Raw genomic sequence first — 16,915 nt, 5'->3', positions numbered from 1 at the left:
GGGGCGGGCGTGGGCTGGACGGTCCTCTACATCGCATTCGGCTTGGTGGCACTGTGGCTGCTGGGTGAGGTGCTGCTGCAGTACAAGGCGCGGCTGCGCTGGAGGCTCCTCGCCTTCGGCGGCTTCCTCGGTGTGGTCGTGGGGGTCCTGCTCGCCTCCGTCCCGGTCATCGTCGTCGGCACCCTCGCCTTCGCCACCGGCCAGACCTATGTGACGCTCTCCTTCCGGCGCGGCTTCTCCACCGGCTGGGCCATAGGCGGCAGCCCGGGCGAGAGCCGCCGTCGCCGGGGCGGCGGTGAGCGCGCGGCCGTCACGGAGCCCACGCTGGAGGTCTCCGACCTGGAGGTCTCGGACCTCGCGGCCGAACGGGGCTTCGACTCCTTCGGCCACGACGCCGGGGCTCCGGCCACCACGTCCGAGGCCCCCGCCTCGGTGTACGAACCGCAGCCGCTGCCCGACGACACCGGCCAGTACGGCGTGTACAGCGACTCCGGATACGCGGCGAACACCCCCGGCCAGGCGAGCCAGGACCAGTACCCGTACGAGACGGATCCCGCGGCCCAGCCGCAGTTCGCCGCGTACGAGCCCTACTCCGGCTACGAGCAGCAGCAGGCCCAGGACGCCTACACGGGCCCCTACGACTACGGGACCGGCCGGCAGAGCTACGCGGCCTACTCCGACCCGTACATCGGCACCACCAACGGGACGGCCCCCTACGGCGGTTACGACGCCTACGGCAGCGGCGACGGCACCGGCTACGACAGCCAGGGCGGCCGGCAGGGTTACGCCGACCCCTACGCCCAGAGCTACGGCACGGACGCGTACACCACGGACACCCCGCCCGGAGGCGTCTGGGTCCCGCAGCAGCGCGACGCCGAGCAGCACCCTCCGATGCCTCCCGAGCAGCCCGCTCCGTACGGCCAGGGCAACGGCAGCGGCTACGACACCGGCCAGGACGAGCAGTACCGCTACTGACGCTGGGCCCCGCGGCTCGAAGGCCTACTGCGAGCCGCGGAAGTCGTCGCCCTCCACCACGAGCCCGGCCACCAGCGTCCCCGACATCCCGGCGTGCGCGAGCCCGCCGCCCGGGTGCGACCAGCCGCCCGCCAGATACAGCCCCGGCAGCCGCGTGAGGTTGCCGGGGTGCAGATACGCGCCCTGGGCACCGGCCAGCGCGGGCGGCGGCACCGCACCGCCCTCGGCCCCCGTCTGAGCCTCGGTCTCCGCAGGCGTACGGACCTCCGTGTGCAGGGTCCGCTCCCGCAGCCCGGGCACGGCCGCGCCGGCCCGCTCCACCAAGGCGTCGGCGAACCGCTGCCGCACCGCAGGGTCCGTCCAGTCCACCGGACCCTGCGGGGCCACCACCGCCGTCGCCGTCACCGCCTCGTGCGCGTCGTCCGGGCGGGTCGCCGGGTCGTCGGGCCGCAGCACCGTCACCGTGGGGTGCGCGGCGACCCGGCCCCCGAACACCGCCTCCTGCTCCGCCGCCCGGTCGGCGCTGTGCACCACGGTCCGGTGCACCGCGTCCGCCTCCCGGCCCCCGCGCAGCGACAGCAGCACCACGAACCGCCCCGGCACCGAGCCCGCCCGCACCGCCACATCGCCCGCGCCCCACACCTGCCGGCCCGGCACCAGCCCGGCGTGCGGCCGCGCCCCCAGCACCACCCGGTCCGCCTCGGCCACCTCACCGCCCGTCAGCTCCACGCCCGCCGCCCGGCCGTCCTTCTCCACGACCCGGACCACCTCGGCCCCGAAGACGAACTCCACCTTCCGGGCCACGCACCGCTCGTACACCGCCCGGGCCAGCTCCCGCACCCCTCCCATCACGTACCAGCTGCCGAAGGTCTGCTCCATGTACGGCAGCAGCGCGGCGCTCGCGGGGGCGGTGCGCGGGTCGAGGCCGTAGGAGAGGGCGTACCCGTCGAGCAGGGCGGCCAGCCGGGCGTCCGCCAGCTCCCAGGCGCCGATCTCCGCCACGGTGGCCGCCTGCCGGGTGCGCAGCAGCCGCCGCTGCTTGAGGGCGGGGTACGGGTCGCGCCCCAGCACCTGGTGGTCCGCCCGCAGCGGCTCCTCCAGCAGCGGCCGCCGCGACCGGTCCCAGGCGTCCCGGGCCCGCTCCAGGAACCCGCTCCAGCGCTCCCCGGCACCGGCGCCGAGCACCGCGTCCAGGGCGGAAGCCACCTTGGCCCGGGAGGCGTTGGGCAGGGAGACGGCCGTGCCGTCCGCGAAGAGGTGACGGCTCGCCGGGTCGACCTGGGTCAGCGTGACGCACTGCTCCAGGGACTCCCTGCCGGTCTTGACGAAGAGGTCCCGCTGGACGGCGGGCAGATGCAGCAGCCCGGGGCCGGTGTCGAAGACGAAGCCCTCGCGCTCATGGCGGCCGAGCGAGCCGCCGTAGCTCGCGGACCGCTCGTACACCGTCACCTTGTTGCCCGCGACGGCGAGCCGGGCGGCCGCCGTCATGGCGCCCGTCCCGGCGCCGATCACCGCAATTCGTGCCATGGCGCTGATTTTATCGACCACCACCGACAGCTCAGCCGGGAGGCCAGGGCCCCTCCGCGCCGGCCAGGTGTTTCTCCTCGCGACGCTGCGCCCGGCGGCGCAGGAAGCGGCGGATCCGCGAGGCCAGGAAGAGCACTGTGACGATCCCGAGCACCAGCAGCACCGCCGCGACGATGGCGGCCGCCACCGGATTGAATATGGCGAACGTGACGACCCCGGCGACCCCGAGGTCCTCGGCGATGCTCATGCCGATGTTGCTGAAGGGTTCCGGGGAGGTGTTGACCGCCATCCTCGTGCCGGCCTTCACCAGATGGCTCATCAGCGCCGTCGACCCGCCGATCGCACCGGCCGCGAGCTCCGGCAGCGAACCGCTCTCCCCGGCGAGCAGCGCCGCGATCACCGCCCCCGCCACCGGACGGATCACGGTGTGCGCGGTGTCCCAGACCGAGTCCACGTACGGGATCTTGTCGGCCACCACCTCGCAGAGGAAGAGCACACCGGCCACGATCAGCACATCGGTGCGCTGCAACGCGGCGGGCACCTCGTCGGAGACGCCGGTCGCGCCGAAGACGCCGAGCAACAGGACCACCGCATAGGCGTTGATCCCGCTCGCCCAGCCGCTTGTGAACACCAGAGGGATTACGGACACGCAGGAGATCGTAACGACCCCGCCCCAGGGGCGCGTGGGCCCGGGCACGCAGCCCTGAGTACCCGTACTCAGGGAGCGAGATGAGTAGGTGCGCGGATAGGCCCGGACCTCCTGGGACGGAAGAGTGGTGACCACGGAAGGGGCGCGGCGCCCGGACCGCCGACACGGGGCGGCGGAACGGCGCGGCCCCTGACGGAACGGGGGTGCACGACGTCAGACCCGGGGGCCACGGGGGACATACGGGGTCACGGGGAACGGGTCCGACGGATGCACGGAAGACGCCGGTCCGGTGGAGTGCGCGGGGATGCGAACTCCAGCGGCCGGCGTCTTCGTGCTGGTCGCCCGGTTTGCCGCCCGGCGTCCGGGGCGGCCCGCTCAGTGCCCGCTGACCCGCCCGTGCAGCAGCAGGGACAGCGCCGAGTGGACCTCGTCGATCGACCGCTCCGGCTGGAACGCCTGCCAGTCCAGCGCCGCCACCAGCACCATCCCGACCAGGGCCGCGGCCGTCAGCGGGACGTCGATCTCCTCGCTCAGCTCACTGCTGCGCACCGCCTCGCGCAGCACGTCCTCCACCACCGCGACGGCCTCCTGCCGCACCACCAGCAGCGTGGACTGCCAGGCGCGGTTGGTGCGCCAGAGTTCGGCCACGTACAGCTGGGTGAAGGCCGGGTAGCGGTCGATGAAGGCCAGACCGGCCCGGATCATCGCGTCCAGCGCCTCGACCCGGGTGCCGCCGCGCTCCTGTGACTCCTCGGCGGCGGCCCGCAGCGAGGCGGTGAGAAGCCCGACGCCGTGCCGGAGCAGCTCCTCGAACAGTTCGGTCTTGCTCTTGAAGTTGTAATAGACCGTGCCCTTGGCGACCCCTGCCCGCTCGGCGATCTCGTCGACGGTGGTCGCCGAGAAGCCCTGCTCGGCGATGAGGGTCACCGCCGCCTCGTAGAGCTTCTGCCGGGTGGCCTGGCGGCGCGTGGTGCCACTGCTTTCCATGAGGCCGATTCTCCCAGCTTCCGGCGCGCTCACAGGCTCAGCTCCGGGTGCAGCCGGCTCAGGCTCCACACCTGCTTGCGGCGCGCGGTGAACGCGGTCAGGGTGAGGGCGCCGACGGTGAAGGCGCCCAGCACCGCGCAGCCAAGCCAGACCGGGCCGAGGGGGCCGCCGGTGATGAGCCTGCGCAGCCCCTCGACGACATACGTCATGGGCAGGTACGGGTGGATCGCGCCGAAGAAGCCGGGACTGGTCTGGACGGGGTACGTGCCCCCGGCCGAGGTCAGCTGGAGCATCAGCACGACCAGCACCAGGATGCGTCCCGCCGCGCCGAAGCAGGCGTTGAGCCACTGCACGATCGAGGCGAAGCAGCAGGTCACCAGGGCCAGGAAGGCGATCGTCCCGGCCGAGCGCTCCATTTCCAGGCCCAGGCCCCAGTGCAGGACGGCCATCAGGGCGCCGACCTGGAGGATGCCGATGGCGGCGACCGGCAGCCAGCCGGCGAAGGCGATCCGCCAGGCGGAGGCGCCGGTGGAGAGCGCCCGCCTGTTGAGCGGCAGGATGATCATGTACGCGACCATCGCGCCGACCCAGAGGGAGAGCGGGATGAAGTACGGGGCGAAACCGGTGCCGTAATTGGGTGCCGCGTGAAGAGACTTGGAGGCCAGTTTCACCGGGTCGGCCATGACGTCGGTCCGGGCGTCGCGGTCCTTCTTGTCGTAGTCGGGGATCTTGTCGACGCCGTCGTGGAGTCCCTGGGCGAGCTCGGTCGAGCCGTCGCCGAGCCGGAACAGCCCGCCGTCGAGGTTCTCGGCGCCCGTCTTGAGCTTGCCCATGCCGGTGTCCAGATCGGCCGAGCCGGTACGGGCGTTGCCGAGGCCGGTGTGCAGGTCCGCCGCGCCCGTGGCGACCTTGTGGGCGCCGGTGTTGAGGGCGTTGACGTCCTTGACGGCCTTCTCCAGGTCGCCGTCCAGGGTCGGGGCGCGCTTGGCCAGCGCCTCGGCCTGCTTCTGGAAGTCGGCCAGATGAGCGCTGAGCTTCTTCAGCTCGCCCCCCTGGCCGGTGACCACCTTGCTGACGTCGGCGGCGACCACGGCGACGTCGGATGCCGCCTCACTGGCCTTCCTCAGCGCGGGGCAGGACGCCGCGTCGGGCTCGGCGGCCTCCTCGCAGCGGGTGCGGTACATCCCGCCGAGCTCGTCGGAGGCCGTGCGGGCGTCGGCGGCCGCGGTCGGGGCGGCGGCCACCAGCCGGTCGAGCTCCGCGCGCCAGGTCTTCGATCCGTCGGCGACCAGGCGGGCGGTGTCCCCGATGGCCTTCCCGTTGTCCTTGAAGAAGGGACGGGCGTCACCGGCGATCTGGTTGACCTTGTCGGCCAGTGCCTGGGTGCCGCCGGCCACCTGCCGCGACCCGGAGGCGAGTTCGCCCGCCCCGGTGTTCAGCTTCACGATCCCGTCGGAGAGCCGCTTGCTGCCCGCCTTGGAGTCCTTGAGGCCGTCCGCGAGCTCCTTGGAGCCCTTCTTCGCCTTTGATATGCCGCCCTTGAGCTCGTCGGCGCCCTTGGCCGCGTCGGCGGTCTTGTCGTGCAGATCGGAGAAGTTGACGAAGATGCGGTCCAGGAAGCCCCGCGAGGCGTTGGTGGAGGCGGCGTTGCGCACCTCGCCGAAGACGGTCTTGGAGATCTGCCCGACGATGTAGTTGTTGGCGTCGTTGGTCCGCACCTGGAGCGCGCCCGTCTCGGGTGAGTCCCCGCCGCTGGACGCGATCTTCTTGCTGAAGCCGGACGGCATCGTCAGCGAGAGGTAGTACGTCCCGTCCTCGACGCCCTTGTCCGCTTCCGCGGAGCTCACCTCATGCCACGCGAACACCTTGGAGTCGAGGAGCTTGTCGCTGATCTCGTCCCCCGCGTTGACGCGCTTGCCGTCGCTGGAGGCACCCTTGTCGTTGTTGACCAGGGCGACGGGCAGTTTGTCGAGATTGCCGTACGGGTCCCAGAACGAGAACAGGTACAGGGCGCCGTAGAGCAGCGGCAGGAGCAGCAGGGCGACCAGCGCGGCGGCCGGCAGCTTCCCCCTGCGGAACCGCCTCAGCTCAAGCGCGGCCAGTTTCGGCGAACGCATCGGCCGTCTCCTCTTCGGTGGTGGGTGCGGCCGGGGCGTCTTCGGCGGCGGGTGCGGTACGGACGACCTGGGCGTTCTCAGGGGCCTCGCTGCACACGGCGAGCACAGTGGTGCCGGAATCGGCTATGGAGCGCAGCAGTGCCCAGGCGTCGGCGCGTTCGGCGGGGGAGAGCTTGAGGTCGGCGTCGTCCAGGGCGAGGAGCCGTGGAGTGCCGATCAGCGCGAGGGCGACGGAGAGCCGCAGCGCTTCGAGCCGCTCCAGATCCCTCACGGAGGTCCGCTCAGCCTTCGGAAGGGTGGCGGGGTCGAGCCCCGCGGCTTCGAGGGCCGCGTCGATCCGGGCCCGGGCGGTGGCCCGGCGCTCGGCGCGCGGGCGGAGCAGGGTGCGCAGGGAGGACCCGTATCGGCCCTGGAGCAGGGCCCGTTCGCGCAGATGCTCGGCGACGGTGAAGGCCGGATCCAGCTCGCTGACGCCGGGCACCGGGCCGAGGGCCGCGATCCTGCGGACGGCGGCGGCCTTACGGGGCAGTTCGAGGCCGCCGACTTGTGCGCTGCCCTCGGTGGCGCGCATGCGGCCGGTCAGAGCGAGCAGAAGGCAGGTGCGCCCGGAGCCGGACGGCCCCTCGACGGCGACGAGCGACCCCGGCGGAGCGCTGAACCCCACCTTGCGAAAGGCCCAGCCGCGCGGCCCCCTGAGTCCGAAGTCCTCGGCGCCGACCGCGGCACCGTGCGGGCTTTCCACAGACCCTCCCCTGATCTCGTCCGTGATCCGACCCGGTCGTTCTTTTACACTGACCGGTCAGTACAAAAAGTTAGCCCGAACTCGCGCTCGAAGCAAAACGGCAGGTCAGGGAAGGGTTCTGACCGATTGTCAGTGGGAGCCGCCACCATGGACACATACGGCCACGGAGCCGTCACACGACGACAGGAGGTTCGTCATGGCCAGCTCGTCCGCAGCCGCCGCCCCGCGGCGCCGCGCAGGCAGCCCTGCCCCCTCACTGACCGGTCCCGCCGACGATGTGCACCCCGTGCTGCGCCGCACCACGGCACCGCCCGCCGCCCTCGACCTGCTCGCCAAGGCCCGCAACGGCCTGGACGAGGCCGCCGTGCTCCACGAACCGAACGAGCGCTACGCCACCGCCCACCTCGCGGCCCTGCGCACGGCGGCCGCCGTGCTGGCCGCCCGTGGCCGCCCCGAGACGAACAAGCGCCACCGCGACCGCATCCGGAGCGTCTGGGAGGTCCTCCCGGAGATAGCTCCCGAACTCACCGACTGGAGCGACCTCTTCGCCTCCGGAGCGCCCCGCCGGGCCCGCGCGGAGGCGGGCATGCCCGGCGCCGCCGGCGACCGGGACGCGGACGACCTGCTGCGTGACGCCGCACAGTTCCTGCGCCTGGTGGAGCGGCTGCTGGTCCTCCAGCCGGTGCTCCCGCAGCCGAGGCCGGGGAGGCCCGCCACGGGGTGAGACGGGCGGGTGCCGGATGACCGGGACGGCGGCGCGAGGCAATAGGGTGGTCAACGCTCACACCACCACCCGCACTGTTCACGCTCCGCCGTCCCAGGCGGCACCGTGCCGAGGAGTCATCTGCCGTGTCGGACCAGCTGCGCCCCCGCGCCTCCCTTCGTACCGCCGTGGTCTGGGAGGTCCTGAAGGACGCTCTGGACCGTCAGGTCAAGGCGGCCGGCCGGGACGCCCTGGATGTTCTGGACACCGGCGGCGGCACCGGCAACTTCGCGGTCCCCGCCGCCCGGCTCGGCCACCGCGTCACCGTCGTCGACCCCAGCCCCAACGCGCTCTTCGCGCTGGAGCGCCGCGCCGCCGAGGCCGGGGTCGCCGACCGCGTCCGGGGCGTCCAGGGCGACATCCTCGGCCTGTTCGACGTCGTGGAGCGCGGCGGCTTCGACGCGGTGCTCTGTCACGGCGTCCTGGAGTACGTCGACGACCCCGCCGAGGGCGTACGGAACGCGGTGGCGGCCCTGCGCCCCTCCGGTGCCCTCAGCCTGCTCGCCGCGGGCCTGGGCGGGGCCGTCCTGGCCCGTGCGCTGGCCGGTCACTTCACCGAGGCCCGGCACGCGCTCGCCGACCCGTCGGGCCGCTGGGGCGAGGGGGACCCGGTGCCTCGCCGCTTCACCGCCGAGCAGCTCGCCGAGCTGGTCTCCTCGGCCGGACTGGAGGTCGGCGCCGTGCACGGCGTGCGGGTCTTCGCCGACCTCGTGCCGGGCGTCCTGGTGGACACCGAGCCCGGTGCCGTGGAGGCGCTCCTCAAGCTCGAAGCCGCGGTCGCCGAGCTGCCCGCCTTCCACTCCGTCGCGACCCAGCTGCACGTTCTCGGCGAGAAGCGCCCCTGAACCAGCCGGGTGAACCGGCCCCCGTGAGCCTCCGTGAGGGCCGGTACGGGGCTGATCAGCAACGAAGCTGCGCACGGAGTGGGACTCGGGAGCCCCGTAGCGGGCAGGAGCCCCGTATGATCGGGTGACACCATCCGGCATGACGGATCGGTCGTCGGGGAATCTACGCCTCAGCAGCCGAGCCGACATGGCGGTCCGGACTGGCTGAACGCTAGAGGGCGGGTTTCACGGGGGCGAATCCCTGCCTATCCTGGAAGGGCCGCATACCGGTCGCCCCCGCGGCCGACGACGAGGAGGATCCCGTGCCGCTCTCGGAGCACGAGCAGCGCATGCTCGAGCAGATGGAGCGAGCGCTGTACGCCGAAGATCCCAAGTTCGCGACAGCGCTTGAGGGAAGCGGGCTGCGTACGTACACCCGACGAAGGGTCTACCAGGCGGTCGCTGGCTTCCTGGTGGGTATCGCGCTCCTCATGGCCGGAATGGTCGCCCAGCAGATCTGGATCAGCGTGGTGGGGTTCCTCGTCATGCTCGGCTGTGCCGTGCTCGCGGTCACCGGATGGCGCAAGGCGCCGAAGCCCGGTGAACAACAGCAGGCCGCCGCGGACAGCGGGGACAGCGGCTCGCGCCGCCGACCGAGACAACGTCGGTCGATGATGAACCGCATCGAGCAACGGTGGCAGCGCCGCCGCGACGAACAGGGCAAGTAAGACCCTTTGCGGCCCGGCTCCGGCGCTCATGGCGGGGCGAGCCGTGCTTGGTACGACGTACGACACTGATGGGTGAGGGGCGGCCGCATTTCTGCGCCGCCCCTCAGCCGTCGCACCGCGTCGCGCCCTCGACGTCCGTGCCGGGCGCGCGCCCCCTCAGCCGTGCTGGCGCGACAGCCTGCGCCACCGGGCCGTCCAGCGACCCCGCCCCGGACGGTCCGTCCACCGCTGGACCAGCGCCGCCCACCGGTCCGAGACCGCCCAGGTCACCCGGACGGCCGATCGGGGTGCCAGCCTCGCCCGCAGCCGTGCGCCCCGGCCGGCCGAGGCCTCCAGCCCAGCCCGTACCGTCAGCGCATCCTCGGTCAGACCGGCCGCCGGGCGCGGCTCGGGGGCGTACAGCACCTGTTCCACCGCACCCGCGATCCGGTGCACGGCCTCGGCCGCCATGATGTCGAGCCCGCCCAGACGCACGATCCGGGCCGCCGCCTTCCGGGGCGTCAGTGACTCGTCCGGCGCGATGCCGTAGTCCCAGGCGCTGTCGGTGATCTCCTGCCAGGCCGCCAGGGCCCTGGTCGCCGCGTCCGCGGGCGTACGCCCCCCGGAACCGAGCCGCCGGTTTCTGGCCCGGATCCGCCAGAGCAGCGGCAGCAGGGGCAGCAGCAGGACCAGGAGCGCTCCGAGAACCACCAGCAGGACCGTCCCGGCCGGGGTGCCCTCCTCGGTCGAAGACGTCGGGCCGGGCGCGGCGGACAGACCGCACTCACCCTGTCGGCGCATCTGCGGCGAGCAGCTTTCCGGGGCGGACGGGGCTGCGGACGGGGCGGTGGAGGCACCGGCCGACGGCTGCGCCGGGGCGCTCGCACCACCCGTGGGGGTCTCCGGCAGGGTGTACGTCGGTGTGGACCCCCGGCTCGGGGTGGGCTCGAACCGGGTCCACCCGACGCCCTCGAAGTAGAGCTCGGGCCAGGCGTGCGCGTCGCGCAGCCCGACCGAGGTCGAGCCGTCCGCCTGGAGGGTACCCGGGGTGAACCCCACCGCGACCCGGGCCGGGATGTCCAGGGTCCGGGCCATCGCGGCCATCGTGAAGGAGAAGTGGATGCAGAACCCCTTCTTGTCCCGGAGGAACCGGGCTATGGCCGAGGAGCCCGTCCCCGAACTGACCGAGGTGTTGTACGTGAAGCCGCCCTCGGAGGCGAACCAGCTCTGGAGCTTCACGGCCCGCTCGTAGGCGCTGGCCGAGCCTTCGGTGATCTTGTCGGCCTCCTCGGACACCACGTTCGGCAGCGAGTCGGGGACCTGCGTGTACTCGCTGCGCAGCTTCTCCGGCGGTGGTCCGGCCGCCGCCAGCTGGGCCGCGGTCGGCTCGACGATCAGGCTGGAGACCTCGTACTGCGCGCCGCCGGTGTTCTGCCCGTCGTCGCCGATGAGGGTGCGGCCCTCCGGCTCGTACCGCCACCGGCCCTCGATCCCCACCTCGCTCGCAGGATAGGGGAGCGGCAGATAGTCCTGCTGGTAGGAGGGCGAGGAGGAGATGTTCGTCCGGATCTCGGTGACGTCGACGTCCCGGCCCAGACCGGGAGGCTGCGGGAGGCGGTCCGGTACATCCGTCAGACGGCGGGTCGAGGAGCGCCACTCGCTGCCGTTGAACTCGTCCAGGGAGATGATCCGCAGATAGAGGTCGCGTGGGTCCTGGGCGTTGGTGCGGTAGGTCATCACCTCCCGGTTCTCCGGCTGGTTGAGGTTGTCCTTGAGCGACACCAGCGGGTTCACCGCGGTGATGGTGCCGCCGCCGCTGCCCTTGCCGCTCCCGCCGCCCCGGCCGCCCAGCAGACCGCTGTCCAGGGCGGGCAGGGCGAGGGGGACCACCAGGGCGATGCCCAGCGCCAGCACACCGATGCGCCGCCCGGTACGGACCGGTGCGGACGCACCGCCGCCGCGGCCGGACAGGCCGTCCGCCAGGCCTCCCGGGGACCGGTTGGCACCGCCGAAGACGCGCCCCCACTGGGAGAGCCGGTCGCGGCCCTCGGCCAGCAGGAGCAGCAGATAGCCGCAGGCCGCCAGCAGGAACCAGAGCCAGCCCGTCCTGCCGTCACCGAGTCCGGCGGCGACCGAGTACAGGGCGAGCAGCGGCAGTCCGGCCGGGGCCGCGCTGCGGAAGGTCACCGCCAGGGCGTCCACCGCCAGCCCGATCGACACCACCCCGCCGACCGCCATCAGCCGGATGCCGTCCGTCATCGGGGCCGGGATGGCGTACGTACCGATGTCCTCCCCGCCCGCCACCAGCAGCTCACCGAGCCGTACGACGGCCTGCGGGCCCGGGACCACACCGAACAGGGCCTGGTCCCGCGCGAAGACCACGGTCAGCAGCAGCAGGGTCACCAGGGCCTGGGAGGCGATCGTCAGCGACCGGGCCAGCGGGACCCGCCGGGCGAGTGCGCCCACCCCGCCCTGGGCCCCGAGCAGCAGCGCCGCCTGCACGAGCCAGCCCGACCCCTCCACCAGCGGGAGCAGTGCCCCCGACGCCAGGAGTGTCGCCGCAAAGGCGCACAGCGCCAGCCGGGCACGCCCGCTCATGACCATCCCCCCGGAAAACCTGTCGAACCGCCGTTCCCGGCGGACTCGGTGTCGGTGCGCGTCCGGCCCGCCAGCTGCCACAGCGCCGGCAGCTCGGCCCCGGGCGGTACGGGCACCACGATCCAGCCGGCCTCGCGCATCTGCCGCAGCCGCTCCTCGGCCGGGGCGGCCGGCATCGCCGAGGGCTCCACGCCGCCGGACCAGCGGGCGCTGTCGAGGACGAAGGCGACCGCGGCACCGGTGCGCTGCCGCATCCGGGCCGCCACCGAGACCTGCTCCTCGTCGAGATCGCCGAAGAACGCGATCAGCAGGCCTTCGTTGCTGCCGCGCAGCACGTCGTGGGCGCGCGAGAGCCCGCCCCCGTCGGAGTGGTCGACGACCGCGAGCGTGTCGAGCATCAGCCCCGCAGAGTCCGCGGACTCCTGGGTCGAGCCCGCGAAGCCGTCGGACCCGTTTCCGGGCACCGCGTTCCCGTCGTCCGTGAGCAGCCGTACGGCGAAGCCGCGCTCCAGCATGTGCACCAGTGCGGAGGCCGCCCCCGAGACCGCCCACTCGAACGCGGAGTCGGGCCCGGCGCCCACGTACCCGACCTGCCGGGTGTCCAGCAGCACCGTGCAGCGGGCCCGCTGCGGCTGTTCCTCGCGGCGGACCATCAGCTCGCCGTAACGGGCGGTGGAGCGCCAGTGGACCCGGCGCAGGTCGTCGCCGTGCCGGTAACCGCGCGGGATGATGTCGTCCTCACCGGCCAGGGCGAGGGAGCGCTGGCGCCCGTCGCCGTACCCCGAGGCCTCGCCCGCCAGCCGCAGAGCGGGCAGCGGGACCGTGCGCGGGATGACGACGAGGGTGTCGTACGCGCTGAAGGAACGGGTCAGCTCGCACATCCCGAACGGGTCGCTGAGCCGCAGCTGCAACGGACCCAGCGGGTAGCGGCCGCGCAGGTCGGAGCGGACCCGGTAGGACACCTCGCGCCGGCCGCCCGCCTCCACCCGGTCCAGCACGAACCGGGGCCGCGGCCCCAGCACGTACGGCACGCGGTCCTGGAGCATCAACAGCCCCGTGGGGAGCCGGGACACGTTGTCCATCCGCAGGTGCACCCGGGCCTCCGAGCCCGTGGGCACCCGGGACGGCGTCAGCCGCCGGGTCCCCGTCACCCGGTAACGGGTGCGGTAGAGCACGATCACGCAGACCAGGGGCAGCACGGCCAGCAGCAGCCCGACGCGCAGCAGGTCGGCCTGGCCCAGGACGTAGGCGCAGACGGCGGCGGCCACCCCGGCGGCGAGGAAGGAGCGCCCCCGCGTGGTGAGCCCGCCGAGAGCCGCGCGCAGTCCGCCCTTGCTGGAGCCGTCCTGCACGGCGCCGGGCTCGCCGGCCGTCATCACAGCCGCCGGGTGCCGGGCTGCTGCTGGCCGTACAGCGGGCGGCCCGGGTCGTGCGCGCCCTGCGCCGGGGGCACGGGGCCACCGGCCGAGGTCGGGACCGGGGTGCGCTGGATGATCTCCAGCACCACCTGCTCCGCCGTGCGGCGGTTCAGCTGGGCCTGCGCGGTGGGCAGCAGCCGGTGGGCGAGCACGGGCGCTGCCAAGGCCTGCACGTCGTCCGGCAGGGCGTAGTCGCGGCCGCTGAGGGCTGCCGAGGCCTTCGCGGCGCGCAGCAGGTGCAGCGTCGCGCGCGGCGAGGCGCCGAGCCTGAGGTCCGGGTGGCTGCGGGTGGCCCCGACCAGCTCCACCGCGTACCGGCGCACCGCGTCGGCGACGTGCACCGTACGGACCGCGTCGATCAGCTTCACGATGTCGTGGGCGTGCGCCACCGGCTGGAGGTCGTCCAGCGGGGAGAGGCCCCCGTGCACATCGAGCATCTGCAGCTCGGCCTCCGGGCTCGGGTAGCCGATGGAGACCCGGGCCATGAAGCGGTCGCGCTGGGCCTCGGGCAGCGGGTAGGTGCCCTCCATCTCCACCGGGTTCTGGGTGGCCACCACCATGAAGGGGTCGGGCAGCGCGTACGTCTTGCCGTCGATGGTGACCTGGCGCTCCTCCATCGACTCCAGCAGCGCCGACTGGGTCTTCGGCGAGGCACGGTTGATCTCGTCGCCGATCACGATCTGCGCGAAGATCGCACCGGGCTTGAACTCGAATTCGCGCCGCTGCTGGTCGAAGATCGACACACCGGTGATGTCCGACGGCAGCAGATCCGGCGTGAACTGGATGCGGCGCACCGAACAGTCGATGGACCGCGCCAGCGCCTTGGCCAGCATCGTCTTGCCGACCCCGGGGACATCCTCGATGAGGAGATGCCCCTCAGCGAGCAGCACGGTCAGCGAAAGCCGTACGACCTCAGGCTTGCCCTCGATCACACCCTCCACCGACCTGCGCACCCGCTCCGCTGTGGTGGTCAGATCTGTGAGGCTCGCTCGATCGTCATAGGTCGTCACCCGGCCCTCCTCGGCCCTTCTTGCGCACGGGCCGGCGCACCTACCCGCCCGGCCCACCCCGAAATACGGACGCTCCTCCGGACGGCCCGGGGGAGGTCACCCACGCATTCTTGTTGCCGTTACCGCTTCGTGTCACTCGCCTGTGGATAAGTGGGTGCGATATGTCGGTCTCTGCCGTGTTTCGCCGGGTGGGCGGAGCGGGTGGAGGTCAGGAGGCGGGCTGGATCTCGCGGAGCAGGCCGGTGGTCACGTCGAAGACGAAGCCGCGGACGTCGTCGGTGTGCAGGAGGAACGGCGAGGTCCGCACCCGCTGCATCGACTGACGCACGTCCTGGTCGGCGTCCGTGTAGGCCTCCACCGCCCAGACCGGCCGCTGGCCGACCTCGCGCTCCAGCTCCTGCCGGAACTCCTCGGTGATGGATTCGAGGCCGCAGCCCGTGTGGTGGATGAGGACGATGCTGCGGGTGCCGAGCGCCCGCTGACTGATGGTGAGCGAGCGGATCACGTCGTCGGTGACGACACCGCCCGCGTTGCGGATGGTGTGGCAGTCGCCGAGTTCGAGACCCAGCGCGGCGTGCAGGTCGAGCCGGGCGTCCATGCAGGCGACGATGGCGACCTGGAGGACCGGCTTGGCGTCCATGCCGGGGTCGCGGAAGTCCTTCGCGTACGTGGAGTTCGCCGCGACCAGCTGATCGGTGACCTGGCCCCCCTCACGGACTGCCGCGGCGGCGGGCGTCACGGACAGGGCGGGGGAGTGAGCAGAAGTCGACATGGTGACGACGTTAGCCTTCCCACCTGGCCCGGGGGTGCTGTGAGAGCGGACAAAGAACATCAACGCGGTTTGTTGTGAGCTAACCCACAAGCACCAGGGAACGCGTCCGTTCGGGTGAGGTCGCCGCTTCCGGACGGGTGGCGCGACTCGCTGCCCGGTTCGTTGATCGCGAATCGATCGAATGGCAGGGTGGACTAAAGTAACGCGAAGTCACCACCTCGAACCCGCACCACCCTCACTCCGCACACCCTGCACCTCCTGCATATTCCGTTTTTCCCCCGTGATGTGCGGCGTACGTGCGGCCCGGCCCTCTCCCGCTCTCGGTCGGCCGACGCCCCTTCCCCGGCGCCGGCAGACCTCCCCTTCAGAGCGGGCGGGGACCAGGACGTACGTACCGGCCGCGCGGGACAGAGCCTGAGAGGGCGCATTGAGCCAGACCCGACACGTCCCGGTGATGCTCCAGAGGTGTCTGGACCTGTTGGCCCCGGCTCTCCAGGACCCGGCCCGCCCCGAGCCCGTGGTCGTCGACTGCACCCTCGGCCTCGGCGGCCACAGCGAGGCGCTGCTGGAGGCCTTCCCCACCGCCCGGCTGATCGCCCTGGACCGCGACAAGGAGGCCCTGCGGCTCTCGGGCGAGCGGCTCGCCCCCTACGGCGACCGCGCCACCCTCGTCCACGCCGTCTACGACGAGCTCCCCGACGTCCTCGCCCGGCTCGGCGTCCCCAAGGTCCAGGGCATCCTCTTCGACCTCGGCGTCTCCTCCATGCAGCTCGACGAGGCCGACCGCGGTTTCGCGTACGCCCAGGACGCCCCCCTCGACATGCGCATGGACCAGTCCACCGGCATCGGCGCCGCCGAGGTGCTCAACACCTACCCGCCCGGCGAGCTCGTGCGGATCCTGCGGGCGTACGGCGAGGAGAAGCAGGCCAAGCGGATCGTCTCCGCCGTCGTGCGCGAGCGCGACAAGGAGCCGTTCAGCAACAGTGCCCGGCTCGTCGAGCTGATCCGCGACTCCCTGCCCCAGGCCGCCAAGCGTACCGGCGGCAACCCGGCCAAACGGACCTTCCAGGCCCTGCGCATCGAGGTCAACGGCGAGCTCAGCGCCCTGGAGCAGGCCATTCCGGCGGCCGTCGGGAGCCTCGCGGTCGGCGGCCGGATCGCCGTCCTGTCCTACCACTCGCTGGAGGACCGGCTGGTCAAGCAGGTCTTCGCGGCCGGCGCCGCCAACACCGCGCCCCCCGGACTGCCCGTCGTCCCCGAGCGCTACCAGCCCCGCCTCAAGCTGCTCACCCGGGGCGCGGAACTGCCCACCGAGGACGAGATCGCCGAGAACCGGCGCGCCGCCCCCGCCCGGCTGCGCGGCGCCCAGCGCATCCGGGAGGACGAGCGATGAGCACCACGGGGGGCCCGCGGTGAGCAGGCCGGCCGCATCTCTGAAGGGGCGGGCCGGACGGCTCGCCCGGCTGATGCCGTCCGCGTCACCCAGCAGCGCGGCCCGCACCCCCTTCGTCCTGCTGGTCGTGCTCCTCCTGGGCGGCGGACTGATCACCCTGCTCCTGCTGAACTCCGCGCTCAACGAAGGGTCGTTCAGGCTCAGCAAGCTCAAGCGGGACACCACCGAGCTCACCGACGAGCAGCAGGCCCTCCAGCGCGACGTCGACAGCTACTCCCAGCCCGACGCCCTGGAGCGCCGCGCCCGGGAACTCGGCATGGTCCCCGGCGGCAGCCCCGCCTTCCTAAGGACCTTGAATCTAGTGGAAATTGAAGAACGCTTCTGGTCGAAAGTTGACCGTGACCTTGGTGACACTTCCCGTTGCTGGGAGTGG

General features: G+C 72.5%; 15 protein-coding genes. 6 read left to right on the top strand and 9 right to left on the bottom strand.

Annotated elements, in window-relative coordinates; translation table 11 throughout:
- The first annotated feature begins 9 nt into the window (after positions 1–9).
- The gene (locus ABZ154_RS24635) at positions 10–975 is read left to right on the top strand and encodes a hypothetical protein (RefSeq protein WP_356835988.1); all 966 of its coding nucleotides are present in this window, start codon (positions 10–12) and stop codon (positions 973–975) included.
- 24 nt (positions 976–999) lie between these two features.
- Here ABZ154_RS24635 and ABZ154_RS24630 read toward each other — a convergent pair whose 3' ends face one another.
- The 5 genes from ABZ154_RS24630 to ABZ154_RS24610 all read right to left on the bottom strand — a co-directional run bounded on the left by ABZ154_RS24630 (position 1,000) and on the right by ABZ154_RS24610 (position 6,997).
- Positions 1,000–2,502: an NAD(P)/FAD-dependent oxidoreductase gene (locus ABZ154_RS24630; protein WP_356835986.1), complete on the bottom strand. Its 1,503-nt coding sequence runs from the start codon at positions 2,500–2,502 to the stop codon at positions 1,000–1,002.
- 31 nt (positions 2,503–2,533) lie between these two features.
- Positions 2,534–3,151 carry a DUF4126 domain-containing protein gene (locus ABZ154_RS24625; RefSeq protein WP_356835984.1) on the bottom strand — a complete coding sequence of 206 codons (618 nt, stop codon included), beginning with the start codon at positions 3,149–3,151 and terminating at the stop codon, positions 2,534–2,536.
- A 375-nt stretch (positions 3,152–3,526) separates the two neighbouring features.
- Complete coding sequence (locus tag ABZ154_RS24620; RefSeq protein WP_356835982.1) at positions 3,527–4,138, bottom strand: TetR/AcrR family transcriptional regulator; 612 nt, start codon at positions 4,136–4,138, stop codon at positions 3,527–3,529.
- Between the two features lie 29 nt (positions 4,139–4,167).
- Positions 4,168–6,255, bottom strand: a complete 2,088-nt coding sequence (locus ABZ154_RS24615; protein ID WP_356835980.1) for a YhgE/Pip domain-containing protein — start codon at positions 6,253–6,255, stop codon at positions 4,168–4,170.
- On the bottom strand, positions 6,227–6,997 hold the full coding sequence (locus tag ABZ154_RS24610) for an ATP-binding cassette domain-containing protein (protein WP_356835978.1): 771 nt from the start codon (positions 6,995–6,997) through the stop codon (positions 6,227–6,229). The genes ABZ154_RS24615 and ABZ154_RS24610 overlap by 29 nt, the downstream gene beginning before the upstream one ends.
- A 196-nt stretch (positions 6,998–7,193) precedes the next feature.
- Between ABZ154_RS24610 and ABZ154_RS24605 the strand changes: the two genes are divergently transcribed.
- The 3 genes from ABZ154_RS24605 (at position 7,194) to ABZ154_RS24595 (ending at position 9,312) form a co-directional block, all read left to right on the top strand.
- Positions 7,194–7,721: an SAV_6107 family HEPN domain-containing protein gene (locus ABZ154_RS24605; RefSeq protein WP_356835976.1), complete on the top strand. Its 528-nt coding sequence runs from the start codon at positions 7,194–7,196 to the stop codon at positions 7,719–7,721.
- A gap of 125 nt (positions 7,722–7,846) precedes the next feature.
- A complete protein-coding gene (locus tag ABZ154_RS24600) occupies positions 7,847–8,605 on the top strand; it encodes a methyltransferase (protein ID WP_356835974.1) in 759 nt (252 codons plus the stop codon).
- 302 nt (positions 8,606–8,907) lie between these two features.
- Positions 8,908–9,312, top strand: a complete 405-nt coding sequence (locus ABZ154_RS24595; RefSeq protein ID WP_356835972.1) for a DUF3040 domain-containing protein — start codon at positions 8,908–8,910, stop codon at positions 9,310–9,312.
- Positions 9,313–9,468: 156 nt separating this feature from the next.
- Here ABZ154_RS24595 and ABZ154_RS24590 read toward each other — a convergent pair whose 3' ends face one another.
- The 4 genes from ABZ154_RS24590 to ABZ154_RS24575 all read right to left on the bottom strand — a co-directional run bounded on the left by ABZ154_RS24590 (position 9,469) and on the right by ABZ154_RS24575 (position 15,089).
- On the bottom strand, positions 9,469–11,889 hold the full coding sequence (locus tag ABZ154_RS24590; RefSeq protein WP_356835970.1) for a DUF3488 and transglutaminase-like domain-containing protein: 2,421 nt from the start codon (positions 11,887–11,889) through the stop codon (positions 9,469–9,471).
- Positions 11,886–13,265 carry a DUF58 domain-containing protein gene (locus ABZ154_RS24585; RefSeq protein ID WP_356835968.1) on the bottom strand — a complete coding sequence of 460 codons (1,380 nt, stop codon included), beginning with the start codon at positions 13,263–13,265 and terminating at the stop codon, positions 11,886–11,888. Before ABZ154_RS24585 ends, ABZ154_RS24590 begins: the two co-directional genes overlap by 4 nt.
- Positions 13,265–14,317 carry a MoxR family ATPase gene (locus ABZ154_RS24580; RefSeq protein ID WP_356835967.1) on the bottom strand — a complete coding sequence of 351 codons (1,053 nt, stop codon included), beginning with the start codon at positions 14,315–14,317 and terminating at the stop codon, positions 13,265–13,267. The genes ABZ154_RS24585 and ABZ154_RS24580 overlap by 1 nt, the downstream gene beginning before the upstream one ends.
- 208 nt (positions 14,318–14,525) lie before the next feature.
- On the bottom strand, positions 14,526–15,089 hold the full coding sequence (locus tag ABZ154_RS24575) for a carbonic anhydrase (protein WP_356835965.1): 564 nt from the start codon (positions 15,087–15,089) through the stop codon (positions 14,526–14,528).
- Positions 15,090–15,516: 427 nt separating this feature from the next.
- Between ABZ154_RS24575 and rsmH the strand changes: the two genes are divergently transcribed.
- Positions 15,517–16,482 carry a 16S rRNA (cytosine(1402)-N(4))-methyltransferase RsmH gene (gene rsmH / locus ABZ154_RS24570; RefSeq protein WP_356835963.1) on the top strand — a complete coding sequence of 322 codons (966 nt, stop codon included), beginning with the start codon at positions 15,517–15,519 and terminating at the stop codon, positions 16,480–16,482.
- Between the two features lie 19 nt (positions 16,483–16,501).
- Positions 16,502–16,915, top strand: a 414-nt coding sequence (locus ABZ154_RS24565; protein ID WP_356835961.1) for a septum formation initiator family protein, incomplete at its 3' end; no start/stop codon positions are given.

The organism is Streptomyces sp. NPDC006261, from assembly GCF_040613515.1.
Taxonomy (GTDB): Bacteria; Actinomycetota; Actinomycetes; order Streptomycetales; family Streptomycetaceae; genus Streptomyces.
Note: the sequence above shows the minus strand (reverse complement) of the source record. Positions and strands in the feature narration are given on the sequence as shown.